The 18,742-nt window shown below is 41.8% G+C and carries 18 protein-coding genes and 2 pseudogenes; 15 read left to right on the top strand and 5 right to left on the bottom strand.

All coding sequences use genetic code 11. The annotated features are described in order from the left end of the window. Nucleotides 1-247: 247 nt before the first annotated feature. The 7 genes from pyrD to rmf all read left to right on the top strand — a co-directional run bounded on the left by pyrD (nucleotide 248) and on the right by rmf (nucleotide 8,875). Nucleotides 248-1,258, top strand: coding sequence for a quinone-dependent dihydroorotate dehydrogenase (pyrD, locus tag AB4323_RS08070; RefSeq protein ID WP_372152119.1), 1,011 nt, complete (start codon nucleotides 248-250; stop codon nucleotides 1,256-1,258). Nucleotides 1,259-1,464: 206 nt separating this feature from the next. Beyond that, nucleotides 1,465-2,013 (top strand): cell division protein ZapC, encoded by a 549-nt coding sequence (locus AB4323_RS08065; RefSeq protein ID WP_017063848.1) that lies wholly within the window; start codon nucleotides 1,465-1,467, stop codon nucleotides 2,011-2,013. A gap of 507 nt (nucleotides 2,014-2,520) precedes the next feature. Next, complete coding sequence (gene rlmKL, locus AB4323_RS08060; RefSeq protein ID WP_372122137.1) at nucleotides 2,521-4,641, top strand: bifunctional 23S rRNA (guanine(2069)-N(7))-methyltransferase RlmK/23S rRNA (guanine(2445)-N(2))-methyltransferase RlmL; 2,121 nt, start codon at nucleotides 2,521-2,523, stop codon at nucleotides 4,639-4,641. Nucleotides 4,642-4,667: 26 nt separating this feature from the next. Further along, entirely contained in the window at nucleotides 4,668-4,928 is a 261-nt protein-coding gene (locus AB4323_RS08055; protein WP_019823251.1) for a glutaredoxin family protein, read from the top strand. Next, complete coding sequence (locus AB4323_RS08050; protein WP_017068914.1) at nucleotides 4,906-6,822, top strand: ABC transporter ATP-binding protein; 1,917 nt, start codon at nucleotides 4,906-4,908, stop codon at nucleotides 6,820-6,822. The genes AB4323_RS08055 and AB4323_RS08050 overlap by 23 nt, the downstream gene beginning before the upstream one ends. A gap of 9 nt (nucleotides 6,823-6,831) precedes the next feature. Beyond that, nucleotides 6,832-8,541, top strand: a complete 1,710-nt coding sequence (locus AB4323_RS08045) for a DUF3466 family protein (RefSeq protein ID WP_372152117.1) — start codon at nucleotides 6,832-6,834, stop codon at nucleotides 8,539-8,541. A 160-nt stretch (nucleotides 8,542-8,701) separates the two neighbouring features. Further along, entirely contained in the window at nucleotides 8,702-8,875 is a 174-nt protein-coding gene (rmf, locus tag AB4323_RS08040) for a ribosome modulation factor (RefSeq protein WP_017059676.1), read from the top strand. A 251-nt stretch (nucleotides 8,876-9,126) separates the two neighbouring features. On the opposite strand, the gene fabA is transcribed toward rmf, so the two are convergent. Further along, nucleotides 9,127-9,642, bottom strand: a complete 516-nt coding sequence (gene fabA, locus AB4323_RS08035; RefSeq protein WP_017059675.1) for a bifunctional 3-hydroxydecanoyl-ACP dehydratase/trans-2-decenoyl-ACP isomerase — start codon at nucleotides 9,640-9,642, stop codon at nucleotides 9,127-9,129. A gap of 70 nt (nucleotides 9,643-9,712) precedes the next feature. After that, on the bottom strand, nucleotides 9,713-11,365 hold the full coding sequence (locus tag AB4323_RS08030) for a S16 family serine protease (protein WP_372152115.1): 1,653 nt from the start codon (nucleotides 11,363-11,365) through the stop codon (nucleotides 9,713-9,715). A 189-nt stretch (nucleotides 11,366-11,554) separates the two neighbouring features. Here AB4323_RS08030 and matP point away from each other — a divergent pair, with 189 nt between their 5' ends. The 4 genes from matP (at nucleotide 11,555) to AB4323_RS08010 (ending at nucleotide 14,124) form a co-directional block, all read left to right on the top strand. Then, entirely contained in the window at nucleotides 11,555-12,010 is a 456-nt protein-coding gene (gene matP / locus AB4323_RS08025) for a macrodomain Ter protein MatP (protein WP_065585052.1), read from the top strand. 23 nt (nucleotides 12,011-12,033) lie between these two features. Next, complete coding sequence (locus tag AB4323_RS08020; protein ID WP_017059672.1) at nucleotides 12,034-12,342, top strand: DUF3634 family protein; 309 nt, start codon at nucleotides 12,034-12,036, stop codon at nucleotides 12,340-12,342. Between the two features lie 105 nt (nucleotides 12,343-12,447). After that, entirely contained in the window at nucleotides 12,448-12,759 is a 312-nt protein-coding gene (locus AB4323_RS08015; protein WP_017059671.1) for a hypothetical protein, read from the top strand. Nucleotides 12,760-12,903: 144 nt separating this feature from the next. Beyond that, entirely contained in the window at nucleotides 12,904-14,124 is a 1,221-nt protein-coding gene (locus AB4323_RS08010) for a hypothetical protein (protein ID WP_017066879.1), read from the top strand. 100 nt (nucleotides 14,125-14,224) lie between these two features. Here AB4323_RS08010 and AB4323_RS08005 read toward each other — a convergent pair whose 3' ends face one another. Both AB4323_RS08005 and AB4323_RS08000 read right to left on the bottom strand, forming a co-directional pair. Further along, nucleotides 14,225-14,827 carry a DUF2971 domain-containing protein gene (locus AB4323_RS08005; RefSeq protein WP_102333350.1) on the bottom strand — a complete coding sequence of 201 codons (603 nt, stop codon included), beginning with the start codon at nucleotides 14,825-14,827 and terminating at the stop codon, nucleotides 14,225-14,227. A 449-nt stretch (nucleotides 14,828-15,276) separates the two neighbouring features. After that, entirely contained in the window at nucleotides 15,277-15,951 is a 675-nt protein-coding gene (locus AB4323_RS08000; protein WP_102333349.1) for a hypothetical protein, read from the bottom strand. Nucleotides 15,952-16,195: 244 nt separating this feature from the next. Here AB4323_RS08000 and AB4323_RS07995 point away from each other — a divergent pair. The 4 genes and pseudogenes from AB4323_RS07995 to AB4323_RS07980 form a co-directional block, all read left to right on the top strand. After that, nucleotides 16,196-16,444, top strand: a pseudogene (locus tag AB4323_RS07995) (M15 family metallopeptidase); the annotation flags it as partial. Then, nucleotides 16,441-16,850 (top strand): annotated as a pseudogene (locus tag AB4323_RS07990) (hypothetical protein). The pseudogenes AB4323_RS07995 and AB4323_RS07990, both read left to right, overlap by 4 nt. A gap of 39 nt (nucleotides 16,851-16,889) precedes the next feature. Further along, complete coding sequence (locus AB4323_RS07985; protein WP_324295270.1) at nucleotides 16,890-17,525, top strand: nucleotidyltransferase domain-containing protein; 636 nt, start codon at nucleotides 16,890-16,892, stop codon at nucleotides 17,523-17,525. Nucleotides 17,526-17,527: 2 nt separating this feature from the next. Beyond that, the gene (locus AB4323_RS07980; RefSeq protein WP_229647984.1) at nucleotides 17,528-17,827 is read left to right on the top strand and encodes a hypothetical protein; all 300 of its coding nucleotides are present in this window, start codon (nucleotides 17,528-17,530) and stop codon (nucleotides 17,825-17,827) included. A gap of 80 nt (nucleotides 17,828-17,907) precedes the next feature. Here AB4323_RS07980 and AB4323_RS07975 read toward each other — a convergent pair whose 3' ends face one another. Further along, nucleotides 17,908-18,330: a phage protein gene (locus tag AB4323_RS07975; RefSeq protein ID WP_102333346.1), complete on the bottom strand. Its 423-nt coding sequence runs from the start codon at nucleotides 18,328-18,330 to the stop codon at nucleotides 17,908-17,910. Between the last annotated feature and the right edge of the window lie 412 nt (nucleotides 18,331-18,742).

The raw sequence follows: 18,742 nt of genomic DNA, 5'->3' as shown, positions 1-18,742 counted from the left end.
CGACTTTTGAAGAACAAACTTCGACGCAAACGTTGTTTGTTGTTAAGTGACCTGATGGCTGTACTAAGGTTGAGATTAGAAATGGCTTAATAACTTGAAGAAAAGGTAACGTTTGCTTAATAATGAAGCTCATTCGTTAGCAAACTCGATTATCTTACCCTTACAGTCAGTAATAGATTGAATAGTTGAGTAAATAAGTAAATAATATCGCCCCGTTTACACGGGGCTTTTTTCTATCGGAGGCACAATGCTTTACCGTCTAGCCAGAACTGGCTTTTTCCAACTTGATGCCGAAAAGGCACATGATCTTGCAATTCAAAATTTCAAGCGCTTCACAGGCACACCTATTGATCTTTTGTATCGCCAACAATTACCTCACCGACCTGTAGAGTGCATGGGTCTTACTTTTAAAAACCCAGTTGGCCTTGCTGCTGGCCTAGATAAAAACGGCGAATGTATTGATGCATTTGGCGCAATGGGTTTTGGTTTCGTAGAAGTAGGAACAGTGACTCCGCGTCCGCAAGCGGGTAACGACAAACCTCGTTTATTCCGTCTTGTTGAAGCTGAAGGTATCATCAACCGCATGGGTTTTAACAACCTAGGCGTCGACAACCTTGTTGAGAATGTTAAGAAGTCGAACTACGATGGCATCTTAGGCATCAACATCGGTAAGAATAAAGACACACCAATTGAAAAGGGCGCTGAAGATTACTTGATCTGTATGGAGAAGGTATATCAATACGCTGGTTACATTGCTGTGAACATCTCTTCACCAAACACTCCAGGACTTCGTTCTCTGCAATATGGCGAAGCACTAGACGATCTATTGTCTGAACTGAAAACGAAACAAACTGAACTGGAAGAGAAGCATGGTAAATATGTTCCTCTTGCTCTTAAGATTGCTCCGGATCTAAGTGACGATGAAATCAGCCAAATTTGTGAATCATTGATCAAAAATAAGATCGATGGTGTGATCGCAACAAACACGACATTGGATCGTTCAATCGTTGAAGGCATGAAGCATTGCGACGAAGCGGGTGGTCTAAGTGGACGTCCAGTTCAATCTCGCAGTACTGAAGTAGTTCGTAAACTTCACGAAGAGCTTGGTGACCAACTGCCGATCATCGGGGTAGGTGGTGTTGATTCGTATGTTGCTGCAAAAGAGAAAATGATGGCAGGCGCTAAGCTTGTACAAGTTTACTCTGGTTTCATTTACAAAGGTCCAGGCCTTGTAGGTGACATCGTTAAAAATCTTTAAACGGCAAGACGCTTTTATTTCTGAAAAGCGACAATCTGGCATCGTCTTAATAAAAGAGACACTGTAACTCACTGAGTTGTAGAGAAAAGCGACAAGAAAGAGGAATTTATTTCCTCTTTTTTTTTGCCTATTGCTCAGTAAAATTACTGTAATTGAAGGTAATTTTGCGTTTTACCTAATGGAATGGTTCAACAGTGTGAGACGAAATGATGCTTAAACCTAGCGATACATGGAGTTGGTATTACGATGAGCAGCAATGTTCATTAATGCTAAACCTCGGAGAGGATATGATTTTCAAAACGAATCTGGTCCGCAATAAGCTGGTGGACTGCGCGTTTCGAGATAATGAATTCACCGTTGATGACGCATCTTCATACCAAACCTTCAAAGAACAAATTTCTGGCTTAGAACTGTCTGAGCCTCGTCAAGCTGAATTAGCACTCTATTGTGTGGCAGCAAAGCGTTTCCATAAGCCTGTACAGCCTAAGAGTTGGTTCTTCGACTCACAAGGTACTGGCCATGAATATCCTCAAGAAGGGGATATTGTACAAATGAATAACGAGCATAGCTTAGGGTATTTCATTGTATTAGAAGTGGGAGAGTGTGCGAGCCTATGTGCATTTGTTGACCTAGAAGAGTTCCTGTTAACGCCTTCAAAAGGACTGCGATTTGGAGACTCAATCAAGGTGATGCACGATAGAATGGTAGACGCGAACGCTATCCTTCATCAGACACACATAGCGATGGTAGGTTAACCTCTAATCTAGCACATCATTTCAACCACGCATCGCAGCACACAAACGTATAAACCTTCCTCAGAATCGGCTCATTAGCCGATTTTTTTGTGCCTAAAAAACCTCATCCTGATAAATACATCACGGCTTAACCATTTAAATAGTGAACTTACGACTATTTTTTCACCTTAATTTCTGCCCGTTTTCATCGCCAGAAGAGTAAATCTACCGTCTTTATTCCCTGTTTTTGGTCTTTTGTAGCTAAATTTCATCCATAAATCTCCTTTGGTATACACCAGTTTTGAGGTGAATATAAATTCACATTGCTACTTTGGTTAATAAGTGGTCAGAAATGAAGTTGGTTTGATAGGTCTTATGTTCTAAGGGGATGTGGGTAAGCGATCGCTTCAAGACTGTGCATTTGCTAGCCAGTTAGTCGAAAGATTCAATGAAAAGACGTGTTTAGTGTGATGCTCTAGTTACAAATTCAGGTATAATCGAACTCATTTTTATCAATAAAAGAACACTATGAATCAATATCTAGCGGTTACCTCAAACGGCCTTGAGAATTTATTAGTTGAAGAACTAACCCAACTAGGGATTACAAACGCAAAACCTGTTCAAGCAGGTGTTAAATTCAAAGCGACCAATGAGCAAATTTATCGTTGTTGTTTGTGGAGCCGTTTGGCTTCTCGATTTGTACGTGTCCTTTCTGAATTCACTTGTATGGACGACATGGATTTGTACCTATCAACCACTGCGGTTAACTGGGTAAATCAATTCCATAGCTCTAAGCGTTTTGTTGTTGACTTCAATGGTACGAACAACGAAATCCGTAATAGCCAATACGGTGCGATGAAAGTAAAAGATGCCGTTGTTGATTGCTTTGAGAAGAAGTCTTTACCTCGTCCTTCTATTAGCAAAGAGAACCCAGACATTCGTATCCACGTTCGTTTACACCGTGATAAAGCGATTCTTGGTGTTGATATGGTTGGCAGCGGTCTTCACCAACGTGGTTACCGTCCAGAATCAGGTCGTGCACCTCTGCGTGAAACACTTGCTGCCGCGATTCTTCTTCGTAGTGGTTGGGATGCGACTAAGCCTTTCCTAGACCCTATGTGTGGTTCAGGTACGTTAGTGATTGAAGCGGCAATGATGGCTGCAAACATGGCTCCAGGTGTTAAACGTCAGAAGTGGTGTTTTGAATCACTAGAAGATTTCGAACCAGAGCTATGGGCTGAAGTGAAAGCTGAAGCGAACGTTCAAGGTCGTCGTGGTGTTAAGAAAGTGGAATGTAAGTTCTATGGCTACGACAATGATGAACGTATGATCAAAACTGCGCGTGACAATGCTCGTCGTGCCGGTGTTGAAGAGTTGATTGAATTCGAAGTAGGCGATGCTGCAAAGCTTAAGCGTCCTACAGAGTTTACTGATGGTGTGATTGTTTCTAACCCGCCTTACGGTGAACGTCTTGGTACCGAGCCGGGTCTTATTGCACTTTACACAGCATTCGGTGCACAGCTCAAAGCTGAATTTGGTGGCTGTAACGCATCTATCTTCTCTAGCTCAGACGAGCTACTAAGCTGCTTACGCATGCGTGCAGACAAACAGTTCAAATTGAATAACGGTGCGTTACCGTGTCACCAAAAGAACTACTCAATTTCAGATCGTCCGATGTCAGAACGTCCAACGGGCGAGCAAGAACAGTTAATTGCTCCTGACTTCGCAAACCGTCTTAAAAAGAACATCGGTAAAATTGGCAAGTGGGCTAAGAAAGAGCAATTAGATTGTTACCGTATCTACGATGCGGACTTACCAGAATACAATGTAGCGATTGATGTATACCCAGGTCATCTTGTGATTCAAGAATACGCAGCGCCTAAAGATGTACCGGAAGAGAAGGCAAAACGTCGCTTAACCGATATCATCCGTGCTTCTATTCAAGTAACAGGCGTAGAAGCAAACAACGTTGTGCTTAAAGTTCGTCAGAAACAGAAAGGCCGTTCTCAATACCAGAAATTGGCTCAAGACTCATCGAACTTAGAAGTGAACGAGTATGGCGTTAAGCTGATTGTTAATCTTCATGATTACCTAGATACCGGGTTGTTCCTAGATCATAAGATCACTCGTCGTCGTATCGGTGAGATGGCCGCAGGTAAGGATTTCCTAAACTTGTTTGCTTATACAGGAAGTGCATCTGTTCATGCTGCTGTGGGTGGTGCTCGTTCTACAACTACTGTTGATATGTCTAATACCTACCTAGAGTGGGCGAAAGAGAACATGGAGCTTAACGGTCGTGTTGGTCGTCAACATCAGTTTGTTCAAGCTGACTGTCTACAATGGCTAGCTAAAGAGCAGGGTTCTTATGATCTGATCTTTATCGATCCACCTACGTTCTCTAACTCAAAGCGTATGGATCAATCTTTCGATGTTCAACGTGATCACATTCAGCTGATGGAAAACCTTAAACGTCTTCTTCGTGAAGAAGGCACGATTGTGTTCTCTAACAACAAGCGTCACTTCAAAATGGACTTGGAAGCTCTAGATGAGTTAGGTCTTAAGGCTCAGAATATCTCAGCGAAGACACTTCCATTGGACTTCTCTCGCAATAAGCACATTCATAACTGCTGGTTGATTACACACAAATAATCAAAGAGATTGTATAAGGATATAGAGTGCTGACTCTCTACAGTACAGAAGGGTGCCATCTATGTGAGATGGCATTCCAACTCACGGAACAGTTAAACATTAGCCATCACGTCAACGTTGTTGACATTGCATTTGATGATGAGCTCTTTTCCCGTTACGGGGTCACTATTCCGGTGCTCAAATTTGAAAGCTCTGACCTTTCTCAAAGCTCAGAGCTTAACTGGCCATTTGGCTTGTTAGAACTTAATGATTGGTTAAAGAAGAATGGCATTACTTACAATTCATAATGGGCAATTAGCGTTTGGTGATCACCCATTATTAGATCGTGCGGACTTCGTGCTGCAAGAAAACGAACGTGTATGTTTAGTAGGGCGCAATGGCGCTGGTAAGTCGACATTGATGAAAATCCTATCTGGAAACATCATCATGGACGACGGTAAGATGCAAATCACGCAAGATGTGGTTGTGTCTCGTCTAGAACAAGATCCACCGCGTAATGAACAAGGTACAGTTTATGACTATGTTGCTGGTGGCCTTGCTGAAATCGGCGAACAGCTGAAGATCTATCATGATCTTCTGGATCTCATCGCGACAGACCCAAGTGAAAAGAATCTAAACCGCCTTACTCGCGTTCAAGAACAACTGGATCATGCTAATGCATGGCGTTTTGAAGATCGTGTAAGTAACGTATTGGCAGCACTTAAGCTGACTGCTGAAACCAAACTGACAGATTTGTCTGGTGGTTGGCAACGTAAAGCGGCACTTGCTCGTGCGCTTGTATGTGACCCTGACGTGCTTCTACTCGACGAACCGACTAACCACTTGGATGTTGCAACCATTGAATGGTTAGAGGGCTTCCTGAAAGACTTCCGCGGTTCAATCATCTTTATCTCGCATGACCGTGCGTTCATTAAATCGATGGCAACACGTATTGTCGATCTTGATCGCGGTAAATTGAGCTCTTTCCCGGGCGATTACGAAAATTACCTTGTTGAGAAAGAAGAGGCGCTTCGTGTTGAAGAAATGCAAAACGCTGAATTCGATAAGAAGCTTGCTCAAGAGGAAGTTTGGATTCGTCAGGGCATCAAAGCTCGTCGTACTCGTAACGAAGGCCGTGTTCGTGCGCTTAAGAAGCTACGTGAAGAACGTTTGAACCGTCGTGAAGTGCAGGGCAAAGCGATTATCCAAATCGACGATGGCCAGCGTTCAGGCAAGATTGTATTTGAAGCTGAGAATCTTAACTTTGGCTTTGAAGGCAAAGAAATTGTTAAGGACTTCAGCTTCAACATCATGCGTGGCGATCGTATCGCTCTGATTGGTCCTAACGGTTGTGGTAAGAGTACGGTACTTAAGCTGCTTCTTGACCAGCTTAAGCCTGATTCAGGTCGTTTGCATTGTGGTACTAAGCTTGAAGTCGCTTACTTTGACCAATACCGCGAAATTCTAGACCCTGAGAAGTCTGTAATTGATAACCTAGCGGATGGTAAGCAAGAAGTCACAGTAGGCGGTCGTGAGCGTCATGCGCTTAGCTACTTACAAGATTTCTTATTCTCGCCTAAACGTGCTCGTACTCCTGTTAAAGCGCTGTCTGGTGGTGAGAAAAACCGTCTGTTATTAGCTCGTATTTTCCTCAAATCGAACAACTTGCTGATTCTCGATGAGCCAACCAACGATCTAGATATCGAAACTTTGGAACTTTTAGAAGATTTGCTTGCCAACTATCAGGGTACGCTTCTTTTAGTAAGCCACGATCGTCAGTTTGTTGATAACACGGTTATGACAAGTTGGATCTTCGAAGGTAACGGTGTGATTGAAGAATTTGTTGGTGGCTATCACGATGCTCAACAGCAAAGAAAGCAAGCATTAGAGTACCGACAGGTTGAAAAGCCATCAAAGCCTGAGAAAGTAGTTGAGGAAACTCCCAAAACTGCGCCAGTTAAGGCTAAACCTAAGAAGTTATCGTATAAGCTACAACGAGAACTAGAAGCGCTACCAATGCGTTTAGAAGAATTGGAAACTCAAATTGAAACTCTTCAGGAAGAAGTCAACGATCCAAGCTTCTTTTCGAAATCTGTAGAGCAGACACAACCAGTATTAGATAAGCTATCTGCAGCAGAGCAGGAGCTTGAAGTTGCTTTTGAGCGCTGGGAAGAGCTCGAGGCACTACAACAGGAAAGTTAAGAAGTAATAATGACTTGTACTAAATTTAAATTAACTACAGTTGCAGCCCTAGTTTTGGCGGCAACTCATGCTAACGCAGCGCTTTACAAGGTCGTTGAAGTCACTCCTTCAATTACAGGTGCCTCTGAAATCTATGGTGTGGCGATTCAACCTGGTGTTGCGACAGACGGAACGAATGAGCTTGCGTTAGGTTGCTTCGATTCAGCTGCAACTAACTGTACCGATAGTGCATTTAAACTTGCTGGTGAGACTCGCGATACGCTTGAAGCGGTAAGTTATCGTGAAGAAGTACCATTCGCAATGGATGCACCATTTCAGTACATTCAAGAGCGTGATGATTTCGAAAACTATTGTTATCAAGAGCTGAGATATTCTACATGTGAAAGTTGGGCTGAAAACCGTTGGAATGACACTTGGAGTAAGGAAAGAAATGACCTTACTCACGTAAATGCGAAAGCGTTTGTTGAAGGTGGGGATACTTTTGAAACTCGCAATACGGTAATCAATTCTTTAGATGAGAATGCCCAACCTGTGGGGATCAAATCCAAAGATGATATTCGCAATAATGCATTGTTTACGACGACAGCGGCGCCAACTGGAGCTTCAGAAACTCGTGCGTGGCGTGCGATAAAAGCGAGTAACGGCAAAGTTTACAATGTAGGTAGTGTCTCTGAAGAGTTTGTTCCGACTGAGACATCAGAACCAGATAAGGCCTATGCTTCTAAAGCGGCGATCTGGGACGGTACTACGACCAAAGAAATCGATTGGATTCGCAGCGGTGACGCTAAACAAGGTGATTACTTTGCTCAAGGCAGTATGCGTTCAATCGTTGAATCAGGTTCTGGTTTTTACGGTGTTGGCTATAATACTGCAGATGGTAATCGTGACCTACAAGACATGAACGCCAGTGTTTTTGTGAGTGACTCATTAGATCTTACTGGTGCAACATGGACGACTACACAGATTAGCGGTGCAGAGGTTAAGTCAGGCTCGTCTAAAGACGATGCTAGATACAGTAACTCTGTAGCGACTGACCTCAACGATAATTTGTTCGCTGTTGGTTATTCTAAGCGTAATGGTTATGTACCAGAGAGTGGTAGTGCAGGTAATAAGCCTTTCGTTGTAACCGATGCCAAAAACCCAACAGCAACGTACTTGTCTGGTGGTATCTTCTTTGGTGGTTCGAGCGGTGAAGCTAAAGCAGTTAACAACTTTAATGAGTTTGTTGGCCAAATAGATGCAGAAACCACTCGTGAGGTTGATGGTAGTGAAAGAAGACACAGAGGCTTTATATATCCTTATAACGTGTCTTCATCAACTGAAGCTCGTCGTGTAGACATCTTTAACGGTCAGGCTTGGTGGTTAGATGATCTAACAAATGATGGTAATGTTTCCGGAGAGAACAACAAGTTCCGAATTATTGATGCTACTGACATTAACGATGCTGGTGTGATCTCTGCTACTGCTATCAAATGTACAGTTGGAGGAACGACTCAACCGTATGACACAACGTCTCACAACTCATACTGTGGTGGCGCGTCATCTAACGCGGTAGAAGAGGTTGTTGCAGTTAAGCTTGTACCAATTGCCGGTGCAACTAAAGCTGATATCCAAACTCGTAGTGCCGACTCAGAGAAAGTTGATCGTCAAGGTGGTAGCCTAGGTTGGTTAACTTTGACTGTGCTTGGTCTGTTAGGGTTCCGCAGAAAATTTAAATAATTTATCTCTTGGGCCCGAGTTCACAATTCTGAACTCGGGCTTTTTTTCGCCTTGAGAAAAGTGAAAATCTGATCGATTCTTAAAGTTGGAGTCACAAAAACTCCGCAAAGTTGTAATCATTGTATGTTAGTAAATGGAACACCCGTATGAGGACTGCACTATGAAGAGACAAAAGCGTGATCGACTAGAACGAGCACAATCTCAAGGCTACAAAGCTGGTTTAAATGGTAGGTCGCAAGAAGCTTGCCCATATAGCCAAATGGACTCTCGGTCTTATTGGTTAGGTGGTTGGCGTGATGCCAAAGATGATAAGCAATCAGGTCTCTATAAGTAGATAGGGCATAAAGAATTCAAGGTCAGGGCTCCATTGTCTGTTGATTACAACGGCTGGAGCCTTGTTAGTTTCAGAACAACACAAAGACTCCTAGAGCTATGTAGCATTCTAGTTTCGCTATCATAAGCGTATCGCTGGTGGATTTATCCTGTTTCAAGGTTAATATGTGATACCTTAATGCACTATAACTAAATTTATTGCAATAAAATAAAGCAGCCATGGGCTGCTTTATTAAAAATCTAATAGTTAGATTAGAATGCTGACGTATCTTGGAAAAGGCCAACTTTCAAATCTTTAGCAACGTAGATCTCTTTACCATCAACAAGTACGCGACCATCCGCAAGGCCCATAACTAGGCGACGGTTAACAACACGCTTCATGTGGATCTCGTAAGTTACTTTTTTCGCTGTAGGTAGAATTTGACCAGTGAATTTCACTTCGCCAACACCTAGAGCACGGCCTTTACCTTCGCCGCCAACCCAACCAAGGTAGAAACCAACCAGCTGCCACATTGCGTCAAGGCCTAGACAACCCGGCATTACAGGGTCACCTGGGAAGTGACAATCGAAGAACCATAGGTCAGGAGTAATATCCAGCTCAGCAAGAACTAAACCTTTACCGTAATCACCTTCAGTTTCAGACATCTTAGTGATGCGATCCATCATTAGCATGTTCGGTGCTGGTAGTTGAGGGCCTTGTGGCCATAGTTCGCCTTGGCTTGATGCTAGAAGCTCTTCGCGAGTGTAAGAATCACGTTTGTTTTGCATTATCAATTACTCCGATTTTTGATAGGTGCATATTAGTGAACAGGTGTACGCTAAACAAGTCCGATCAGTACTAGACAAACCAGTTTTTAATGCGTCCAACGATTCCAATAGGGTGCTCATGTCTTTCAAAGTTTTCAATACGTTCCGCGATTTTACTCAGAACGCTTTCTTGTTCATCGTCTCTAAATGGTTTGTTCATAATGAGAGGAATTGCTTCGTCTACATTAGACACAGACCAAATATGGAATTCTTCATTCTTAATGCTTTCAATAAGGTCAGGCTTTAGTGCAAGATGCCTTAAGTTCGATCTTGGAAGGATCACACCTTGTTCGCCTGTTAAGCCGTTGTGCTTACACACATGGTAGAAGCCTTCGATTTTTTCGTTTAGCCCACCAACCGCTTGTACACGACCAAATTGGTCCACTGCACCAGTAACCGCAATTTGTTGATTGATAGGGTATTCAGACAAAGCACTAACCAGAGAACACAACTCCGCAAGAGAAGCACTATCGCCATCTACCTCGCAGTAAGACTGCTCAAATACTACGGAAGCTGCGTATGGCAACGGATCTTCAAGGTTTAGTGCGCTGCTCACAAATGCTTGCATGATCATCATACCTTTAGCATGAAGATTACCACCCAACTCGGCTTTGCGCTCAACGTCGGCAATATCCCCATCACCAAAGTGAATAACGCAGGAAATTCGTGCAGGTTCACCATAAGAGATCGGGTGTCCTGGAACATCGATAACCGTCAGACCATTAACTTGACCAACTTGTTCGCCCTCGGTTTCGATAATGACTTGGCCATCTCGAATATCATCAAGGGCGCGTTCTGGTAGGTAAGATTCGCGGTTATATTTGTGCTGTTGAGCTTGTTGGATATGGTGAATATCAATCTCACCATTGTCGGCTTCAATCAGAGCTTCGTTCAATAATGCATTGTGCCAAATAGGGCATAATGGAATATAGCTTTGATCTTCCGTTTCTCTTGCTCCGGCAGTAAGAATGCCAGTCAACGCTTGTTGCGTGATGTTTGGCAATTCATAGCGTTGTTGAAGCCACTTAAGGTAACCAAGATATTGAGTCAAAGTCTCTTCAGAGAGCTTGATATCTTGTTCAATTTCGCTAAATAGGCAAAAGCCGGTTTGAATATCGCTGTCCAGGTAATCAAGGTCACCTAGTTGAGCTCTGTCTCCAACAACAATCAACTTAATGTTGTAAGTCAAAGGCAAAGTCGGGGATTGGTTCAAGTGCTCTGGATTACTGCTGATTGGTTCTACGGCTTCACCAAGCAGTGCTGATTTAAGCAGTAACCAGCTTCCTGGGTTGGCCAAGATCAAGTTTGCTGAAACGATCAGATGGCCGTTGTTTGCTCTAGCCAGTAGGCCGGGCTTTGTCGCTACAACCTTACCGTCTTTTGACTGAACTTGGTCAAACAGAGAGACAGCATTTAAAGACTCAGTTTTTATAACCGGTAGAGTGTGATCATCTAAAGCAGTGACTAGAGATTCAACAATCATTTGACGATAGATCGAATTGTCTGGAGCGTTTACAAGTAAAACACGCGAAAGGTTAGACAAACGGACAAAGCGGGTTAGCGCATCTTTGAATCTATGTTGAATATCTGAAAACGGGAAAGGCGAGATGTCAGGGAATTGCTCTAATTGAGCGCTATATTCGTCGTACTGAGGCGTAACATGTCGCCAATCTACTTGAGTCATTTAAGTTTCTGATTATGATAATGAGGTAGGGAGTATATAGAAAAACCGATCTCGCTTGTAGCTCTATGTTGTAGTTACTAATCACTAAGCTAATATAAGTATGATCTTGGTCTATTCTTTCAAGATCATAATTGTTAAATAGCCTATTTTGGGTTACGCTGTCACTAGGATTAACTCTCGAGATTAGACATGAAATATCAGCAACTTGAAAACTTGGAATGTGGTTGGAAATGGAACTATCTGGTCAAAAAATGGAAAGAAGGCGAGTCGATCACCTGCCACATAGATTCAAGTGAAGCTGACGTTGCTGTTAAAGCCTTATTGAAGCTTGAACACCAACCTACAGGTGTCCCTGAGTGGATATCTAACAACATGTCTCCTGAGCTCGATAACAAGCTTAAACAAGCGATCAGAGCTAAGCGAAAACGCCACTTCAATGCTGAACAAGTTCATACAAAGAAGAAATCAATCGACCTTGATTACCGTGTATGGGAAAAGCTATCTCAACGTGCGAACGAGCTAGGTTGTACGCTCTCAGATGCCATCGAGTATTTGGTTAGCGAAGCGTCTCGTAGTGAGAAGGCCAGCAAGACGGTGACTAGCCTCAAAGAAGACTTAAGCAAGCTCCTTTCTGACGATAAATAACCATCAACAGTAGTGGTGACATTATGATGTACGTAATCTTAATCGGTGCGGTATTAGTTTTTTGGTTAGTAGCAGTCGACCGACCGGTATTGAAAATTAAATTTAGCGACGGGGCGATCGAACAAGTTAAAGGGCATCTTCCACCGAGCTTTAAGCACAACCTTCAAGAGATTGGTCATAACAATACCTTTAAAGGCGAGCTAAAAGTGTATGCAAAACGTTCTGGTTACAATCTCAAGTTCACTAAAGATGTTCCTAAAAACGTACAGCAACGTATTCGTAACGTGTTCCCGCATAATGGTTTTAAGTCTAAAGGCTCAAAGAAAGCGTAATCGTTGAGAGTTACGCGTTAGCTGGTCAATCCTCATACTAAGTTAATCCTTCATTTCTCTTAAATCTCCGCATACTGTTCTCACCCTCAACAAAGAGAGAGCAGTATGAGATATCTAGTATTACTATTATGTTTTTTATCCCCAGTCGCTTTTCCCGACGATGCATTGGTTAATCCTGTAGCTAAAAAGATAAAAGTCACCGTCATGAAAGGGCTCAACAAGAGTAATGTTGATTTCGAGGGTTATTGCGATCTGATGATTGAGATGAAGCACTCTAAAGGTTATGCAAGAATCAAAAAGGTGAGAACGTCTGGAGATAGTAAAGTTTGCAAGCAGGCGAAAAAACACCTACCGACGAAGAAAAGGTTCAAATACAGCTTTCCAGAAAAGTATATCCGGCTACATATCACACACTAGCCACTCTCAACGCACTATAACTAAATATCCTTAATTTTATTGAAACAATTTCGTGAACCAATCTCTAATTTCTATTAATATTAGTTTTGTTATAAAGGCAGGATATGCCGATACAAGAGCATTTACGGCAAAGGAAAGTCACGGTTGTTGTTAGCAAATAAAAGTTATACCCCTGAAGTAGTTGAGATCTCAAGGAAGGTCTCAATCAATGTTGAAGCTCGCTTTAATCGATGGTTAATCTCACCTGAATATAAGCTCGCACAATCTACAGTAGACACGTTACTAAGTTTGGAAAATAGGTATTGTGATAGTGTCATATTTGATGAATCTGACCGCATATCTCACAATCAACGTATTTTATTGCGCTGCGAGCAGGATAGAGTCAATGCTCATCGTGAAAAAGTCGACGCGAAGCAACAAACCTTACGATACGTTATCGATGATGTCAGCAATGCCGCTTCTGCGCTAATGCTTGAGAAGCTTCAAGGTACCTTAATAAGTTCGTTGTTTTCAGACTTACCCGATTACAATCAGTTCGCTAGTGTTGCGTATTCGCCATCTTTAAACTTTTCCAAACTCCATGAAATATCCGCGAAAAGTAGGCCATTGAGCTCAAGTTTAATCGAGTTTGTTTCCAATCAAGAGTTTGCAGATAAATATGGAAAGAAATCTAAGGTAATTCTCGATCCAAAAGTTGCAGCACGACAAATAGGAATAGAAAATTGTCGTTTATTGTTCCCATTGTTAATGAGTCAACAGCTGATTAAGTGGAATGATGGCAACATTAAACACATCACACCTAAGGTTTGGCAACACTTGGTCGTGACGTCAAATGCGACTCGAATTCGACTTCAAGAAACGTCGGTTAAAGATCCTAACGTAGGCATTTTACTTGGTGTGTTGAGAGTTCTGCCTTTGTTTTTAATTTGTAACCACTTTTCTTCAACGTTTGAAGACGCATTGGTAAAAACGATGCTTGGTTATCGTGAAGCAAGTGACAAGCATGACGAATATTATGCTTGTACTGAGGTGATGCCAAACACACAGTTTCTTGAATCAATGGTCGAGCAGCTAGAGCTTAAGCTACTAAAAAACCTCGTTGAATTTATAGATTGGAGCCCTGGAAATCAGTTCATCAAGAGGGCACTTCTAGAGGAAGTGAATGACATTCCAGTACTTGAGCGAACGGTTTATGGTGCAGCTTTGGCTCAAGGTAGAAAATATTCTGTTTTCGAGGCGTTAGATAATAGTGAACTATTTAACGTTAAGCACCGACCTTATTGGTTTTCAACTGTTCAAATGTCTATCGCGACGATTGAGCAGATGCAAGATAAAGGATTGGGAAAGCTTACGGTGAACATGTAATAAAAAGAGAGAGTCTCATTAATGTCGCTCTCTTTTTTGTTGCGCTGTAACTTTATGTGAATGTCTTGTTTTGGCGCTAAACAGTAGGATTACACTCTACTTAACTGACCACTTCGAAGGTAAACGACTCTTGCTTTGCTATTGCGTGTTTAACAGGGATACCAAGGCGCTGGCAAGTCATCAGAACTTTCAATTTCCTGTCGGCAGGAGCGTGCTCTGACAGAATCACCGAGCTTAGGCACTCTCTATTAAGGTAGAGTTTATTTCCGATCATCTCGTCATCAGGTAATACCCAGCGGTATTCCTTTTCGTAGCACCAATTAGAGTGCTTAACCTTGAACATTTCAGATCCCAATTCAGCTCCTTGCAATTCCCCCAACGATGCTGAGTGGAACATGCTTGGCTCATCTTCGTATTGGACTTCGAAACAGTTGAGGTTGGCCTCACCGTTATAGCAGTTGAGGTCATACTCGATGCACATACCTTTAAAGTTGTCGCCATACTGAGACCATAGTATAGGGTGGTCGCTGGATTGAGAAAAACACATAACCTTGAAATTGTTTTGAAGTTCATTCTTGAATATGTGGTTAGATTCAAAAGGGTTATTGAAAGTTTTAGCATAATCGAACCACAGCGAACACTCGGCAATCGACTGTATGTTTCTATCATGGAGGGATCTGAACTTATAAAGTTTAGGCAACATATCAAACACCTAGTTTACAAAATTGCCTGATGTTAACACTTTAATTCATAGCTGATACCTGAGTGCATAGCATTTGATTGCCTAATCACCAAATATATTCATATAACTGTTTGATAGATCAAAATTTAAACATGAAATAGTAGCCTGTTTAAGTGGTTTATCTGGCAGCTGAGCGACAGTAATCTAACATTCGCTTGTTGAAAATAAGATACAACGTAACTTTTATGTTTGGCTTAACTGCTTGAGTTTCAGCATTTGAAAGTTGTGAGGTGAATGTTGTCCATTACGGAGTTATGAATAAGGTTTAAGTTGATTAGTTTTGTATAAAAAGGCGAAGCTCAGATCTTTCCTTGCCATTAGATAGCTATTAACAGAAACATCAATCCCTCAAATTCAACGAGTTATAAATCAACCACCACATGAACATCGAGCGTGTTTTTTTAAGAAGTTTAATGCCAAAGGGCTTGGCCGTCGAAGTATGAAGGATCACGAGGCAACTTACGCAAAGTGATTTCATCTCTTAAGTATAAATTGGCGAAGTTCTTTCGTTTTGTTCCTGATGCCGGCAGTTCTCCCAACACGTTGACAATCCTACTCACTTCTTGTGAATCAAAACTATAGCCTTGCTCAAGAAGCACCTCTAATACAGGGTATAGCTTTTTATATACTCGACTAGCATCCGCTTTTGAGTCTAAACGTGCTTTGATCTTTATTAGTATGGAATCTAATAGTGGTGCCTTTAAAAACTGGCCAAGTACATTGATTTCATTAACTATCACGTTCGCTACATAGCTATTGACGACTAGCTTAATGGAAAAAATGACATAGTACTCTCTAGTAAGTGCATGGCTGCTGAATATTACCATAGGATAAACATTCTCTAAGATGGTTATGCAAACAAAACTTGCACCAATCAAGGTTCGATATTTGGAATTAATAACGTCTACGTTAGCGAACCTTAAGAACAGAGAGACAATAACAATATAACTGATAAGCGACGAAATGAAGGCTATGAGCTGTTCACCTATGGTCGCGTTCATTCCGTAAGCGTTAACGAAAGCCGACCCAATTGTTAATAGTGCAAATAAGATCATCGCTTGTTTTTGATAATTGTTTGTTTGCAAAGTTAGGGCTCCGTTTAATAAAGGCGCGGAGTATAGATGAAACTTGCAAATAATTTTATATCATTGATTTAAAATGGTTATTTTAACTATCCAATCAGTTATTTTGATTAGCTTGATGAGCAAAAAAGCCGTGTATTTGGTGTTTCTCAGTCAAGCTCTGTGCGACTTATGTCAATCGGCTTTTATAGTGTTCTGAAAATGTCTCTTTATGACCTAGGTTCTCTACACCAACCAACATTAGTTCTATCAGGAAGGCTTGAGCCAATTAGACGGCCACAAACGTCCAAGTCGCCATCAATCCGGGCATGCGATTGATTTCGTGGCTTACGATGAAAATAGCAAGGTGACATGGGACTTTAAGTATTATGAAGCCATCAGCAAAGCCTTTAAACAAGCGGCTAGGGAGCTTGATGTCTCTATCATTTGGGGCGGTGACTGGAAAAGCCTTAGAGATGGTCCACATGTTGAATTGAATCGTTTGGTGTACCCATGATTGGCGCATTATTGAATCTTGTGACCGGTGGCGTAGCGACGTATAAGCAGCTCAATCAAAACAAAGCTGAGGCGTTAAAGCGTAAAGATGAACTCGAAAATGAGAAGCATCAGGCGAGGGTACGTCGATTACAAAATGGCGAAGAGCAGGCCAGTAACCTTGATGACATCAGCATTCGAGATAGGGGATTTAAGGATGAATTTATCCTGTTAGTCGTCTTCGTGCCTCTCATCTTGTCTTTCATTCCTAATTACGCGCCATACGTCGAACAAGGCTTCAATGCACTGCAGAACATCCCTAACCCTTATTGGTTTGTAGTCGGTGCTGTTGTGTTGATACGCTAGGCATGCGCGCCATGCTGCGATACCTACTTGAATACTACGCATCTCGATGGAAAACGAAGTGATGGAGTACCTCGATGCGTTAATCATCGCTTTGATCACAGGTGGAGTCTCAAGCTGTGCACATTTATGCTTTTGGTTCCGTGTGTCGGGGAGATATTGACTTAGGTTCTGATGTTGACATGTTAATGGTTGCAAAAGGTCAATTAGAACATGTTAACCCTTCGGACTATTCCATTTATTCATATGAACGAATCCAAGAACTGTGGGAGCAAGGGAACCCTTTTGCATGGCACTTACATTTGGAGTCGAAGTTAGTATTTTCGCAAGATGGCTCCAATTTTCTTCATGAGCTAGGTAAACCTAACCTATATGATAGTGGTAAGGCTGATTGTCTTAAGTTTTATGACATTTTTAACTCAGCTCGTGATTCAATATGTGAATCATCAATGTCCTTAGTCTTCGATCTTTCGACAATTTTTCTTTCAATTAGAAATTTTGCTACATGTTATTCCCTTGGATATTCAGATCAGCCAGATTTTTCGAGGCGCTCTAGCAGTAATCTAGGGGCGTCAAGTTTAGATATAGACAAAGAAGCTTTTAGTATATTGGAATCAGCTAGAATATTATGCACCAGAGGAGTAGGGGAAAACCTTACTCAATCTCAAATCGATATCGCAATTGAAGTCATCCCACAGATAGAAACATGGATGAAGTCCTTAATAAGTAGAATCAAGTGATCATGAGTGAATTTAAAAATAGAATTGAATCTCAGCGTGATGCTGTAAAAATCGTGAATAGTTTTAATTTATATAAAGAGCCTCTTTTTAGTCTTACCGAAAAGTCAATAATAAGATGGACCTCCGCTAATTTGATCGACCCTAAAGCTAAACATGTGGATTTGATTATGCAAGCATCTAAGAAATTGTTCTTTTTAGCTAACAAAAGTCAGGAACAAATCACTGAAGATTACAAAAAACTTTCGAAAGATGTTGAACTGATTTTTACAGAAATAAATAAAGAAATGAAGCGCTTAGCATAGGCTGGCAAGTCAACAACTTTACATTATGTCGAGAATTACTCCTTGGAGAGCGAGAAATTTATCACGTGTGGGTGTTGTTGTTATTTGAATTTGGTAGGCACCCAAGGCTTCGCTGGCATACGACGACCGCCACGAAATGGCAAAGGATGCTCTTTAGGTGGGTAAAACTTTGGGGAATCAATTCGGCCGTGGCGTTCAACGAGCTGACGATGTTCGTCGCGCCAATACGCAAAACTGAGCAATTCTTTCGGATTAAACTCGCGTCGTTCAGGCGTGATCAAGGTAGCACGGTCAAAGTGCACCTTAAATCCATTCCAACGATAGTCTAACGGCAAGTAACCGCGAGCGTGGATGTTCATCAATTTTTCGGCCATCGGGTTCACAGGGACTTCACCTGAGAGCCATCGTTGGACTGTGATTGGTTGAACGTGAAAAAAGGCCGCGGCGTCGTGGATATCACCAAAGTGATCGTGCACGAGATCCGCAAAGTGTGGCGTGAGCATGTGATCTCCTTCAAAAATTAAGACAAGCGCGCAAAGTTTTTTTTCTCCTTATAAAGTGTGTTTGTAGTAGAAAGTCTCTGGAAACGGCAACACGTGAGCGCAAAAATCAGAGACACGAAAACAAAGTATAGCCAACAATATTGAACTCAACGTGCATAAACGTGCAGATAAAATCCATAAAACCAACGACATTAAGGACTTAGTCCGGCGCCGTGTGCAAAATCTGCAAGGACTAAGGCATTGAAACCCCTCAGATTTCACATACATTGACTGCGTATTATGTATATTATGTTAAATGATGTTTGGTATTTATAAGGCAGGTATCTTTGTGCGATGCCCTGCCTCTTGTCTATCTACCAAATCAACGTTCTATTTAACAGTAAGGCTATTTACCATAAAATACCTAATAAAC

The organism is Vibrio sp. 10N.261.52.C11 (genome assembly GCF_041471405.1).
GTDB lineage: Bacteria > Pseudomonadota > Gammaproteobacteria > Enterobacterales > Vibrionaceae > Vibrio > Vibrio crassostreae_C.
The sequence above is the reverse complement of the archived record's forward strand: the minus strand, read 5'-3'. Positions and strand labels throughout refer to the sequence as shown.

What these genes read in the sequence shown, in the direction of transcription:
- pyrD (WP_372152119.1), top strand. Translation starts at nt 248, where the DNA reads ATGCTTTACCGTCTAGCCAGAACTGGCTTTTTCCAACTTGATGCCGAA.
- AB4323_RS08065 (WP_017063848.1), top strand. Translation starts at nt 1,465, where the DNA reads ATGATGCTTAAACCTAGCGATACATGGAGTTGGTATTACGATGAGCAG.
- rlmKL (WP_372122137.1), top strand. Translation starts at nt 2,521, where the DNA reads ATGAATCAATATCTAGCGGTTACCTCAAACGGCCTTGAGAATTTATTA.
- AB4323_RS08050 (WP_017068914.1), top strand. Translation starts at nt 4,906, where the DNA reads ATGGCATTACTTACAATTCATAATGGGCAATTAGCGTTTGGTGATCAC.
- AB4323_RS08045 (WP_372152117.1), top strand. Translation starts at nt 6,832, where the DNA reads ATGACTTGTACTAAATTTAAATTAACTACAGTTGCAGCCCTAGTTTTG.
- rmf (WP_017059676.1), top strand. Translation starts at nt 8,702, where the DNA reads ATGAAGAGACAAAAGCGTGATCGACTAGAACGAGCACAATCTCAAGGC.
- fabA (WP_017059675.1), bottom strand. Translation starts at nt 9,642, where the DNA reads ATGCAAAACAAACGTGATTCTTACACTCGCGAAGAGCTTCTAGCATCA.
- AB4323_RS08030 (WP_372152115.1), bottom strand. Translation starts at nt 11,365, where the DNA reads ATGACTCAAGTAGATTGGCGACATGTTACGCCTCAGTACGACGAATAT.
- matP (WP_065585052.1), top strand. Translation starts at nt 11,555, where the DNA reads ATGAAATATCAGCAACTTGAAAACTTGGAATGTGGTTGGAAATGGAAC.
- AB4323_RS08020 (WP_017059672.1), top strand. Translation starts at nt 12,034, where the DNA reads ATGATGTACGTAATCTTAATCGGTGCGGTATTAGTTTTTTGGTTAGTA.
- AB4323_RS08015 (WP_017059671.1), top strand. Translation starts at nt 12,448, where the DNA reads ATGAGATATCTAGTATTACTATTATGTTTTTTATCCCCAGTCGCTTTT.
- AB4323_RS08005 (WP_102333350.1), bottom strand. Translation starts at nt 14,827, where the DNA reads ATGTTGCCTAAACTTTATAAGTTCAGATCCCTCCATGATAGAAACATA.
- AB4323_RS07980 (WP_229647984.1), top strand. Translation starts at nt 17,528, where the DNA reads ATGAGTGAATTTAAAAATAGAATTGAATCTCAGCGTGATGCTGTAAAA.
- AB4323_RS07975 (WP_102333346.1), bottom strand. Translation starts at nt 18,330, where the DNA reads ATGCTCACGCCACACTTTGCGGATCTCGTGCACGATCACTTTGGTGAT.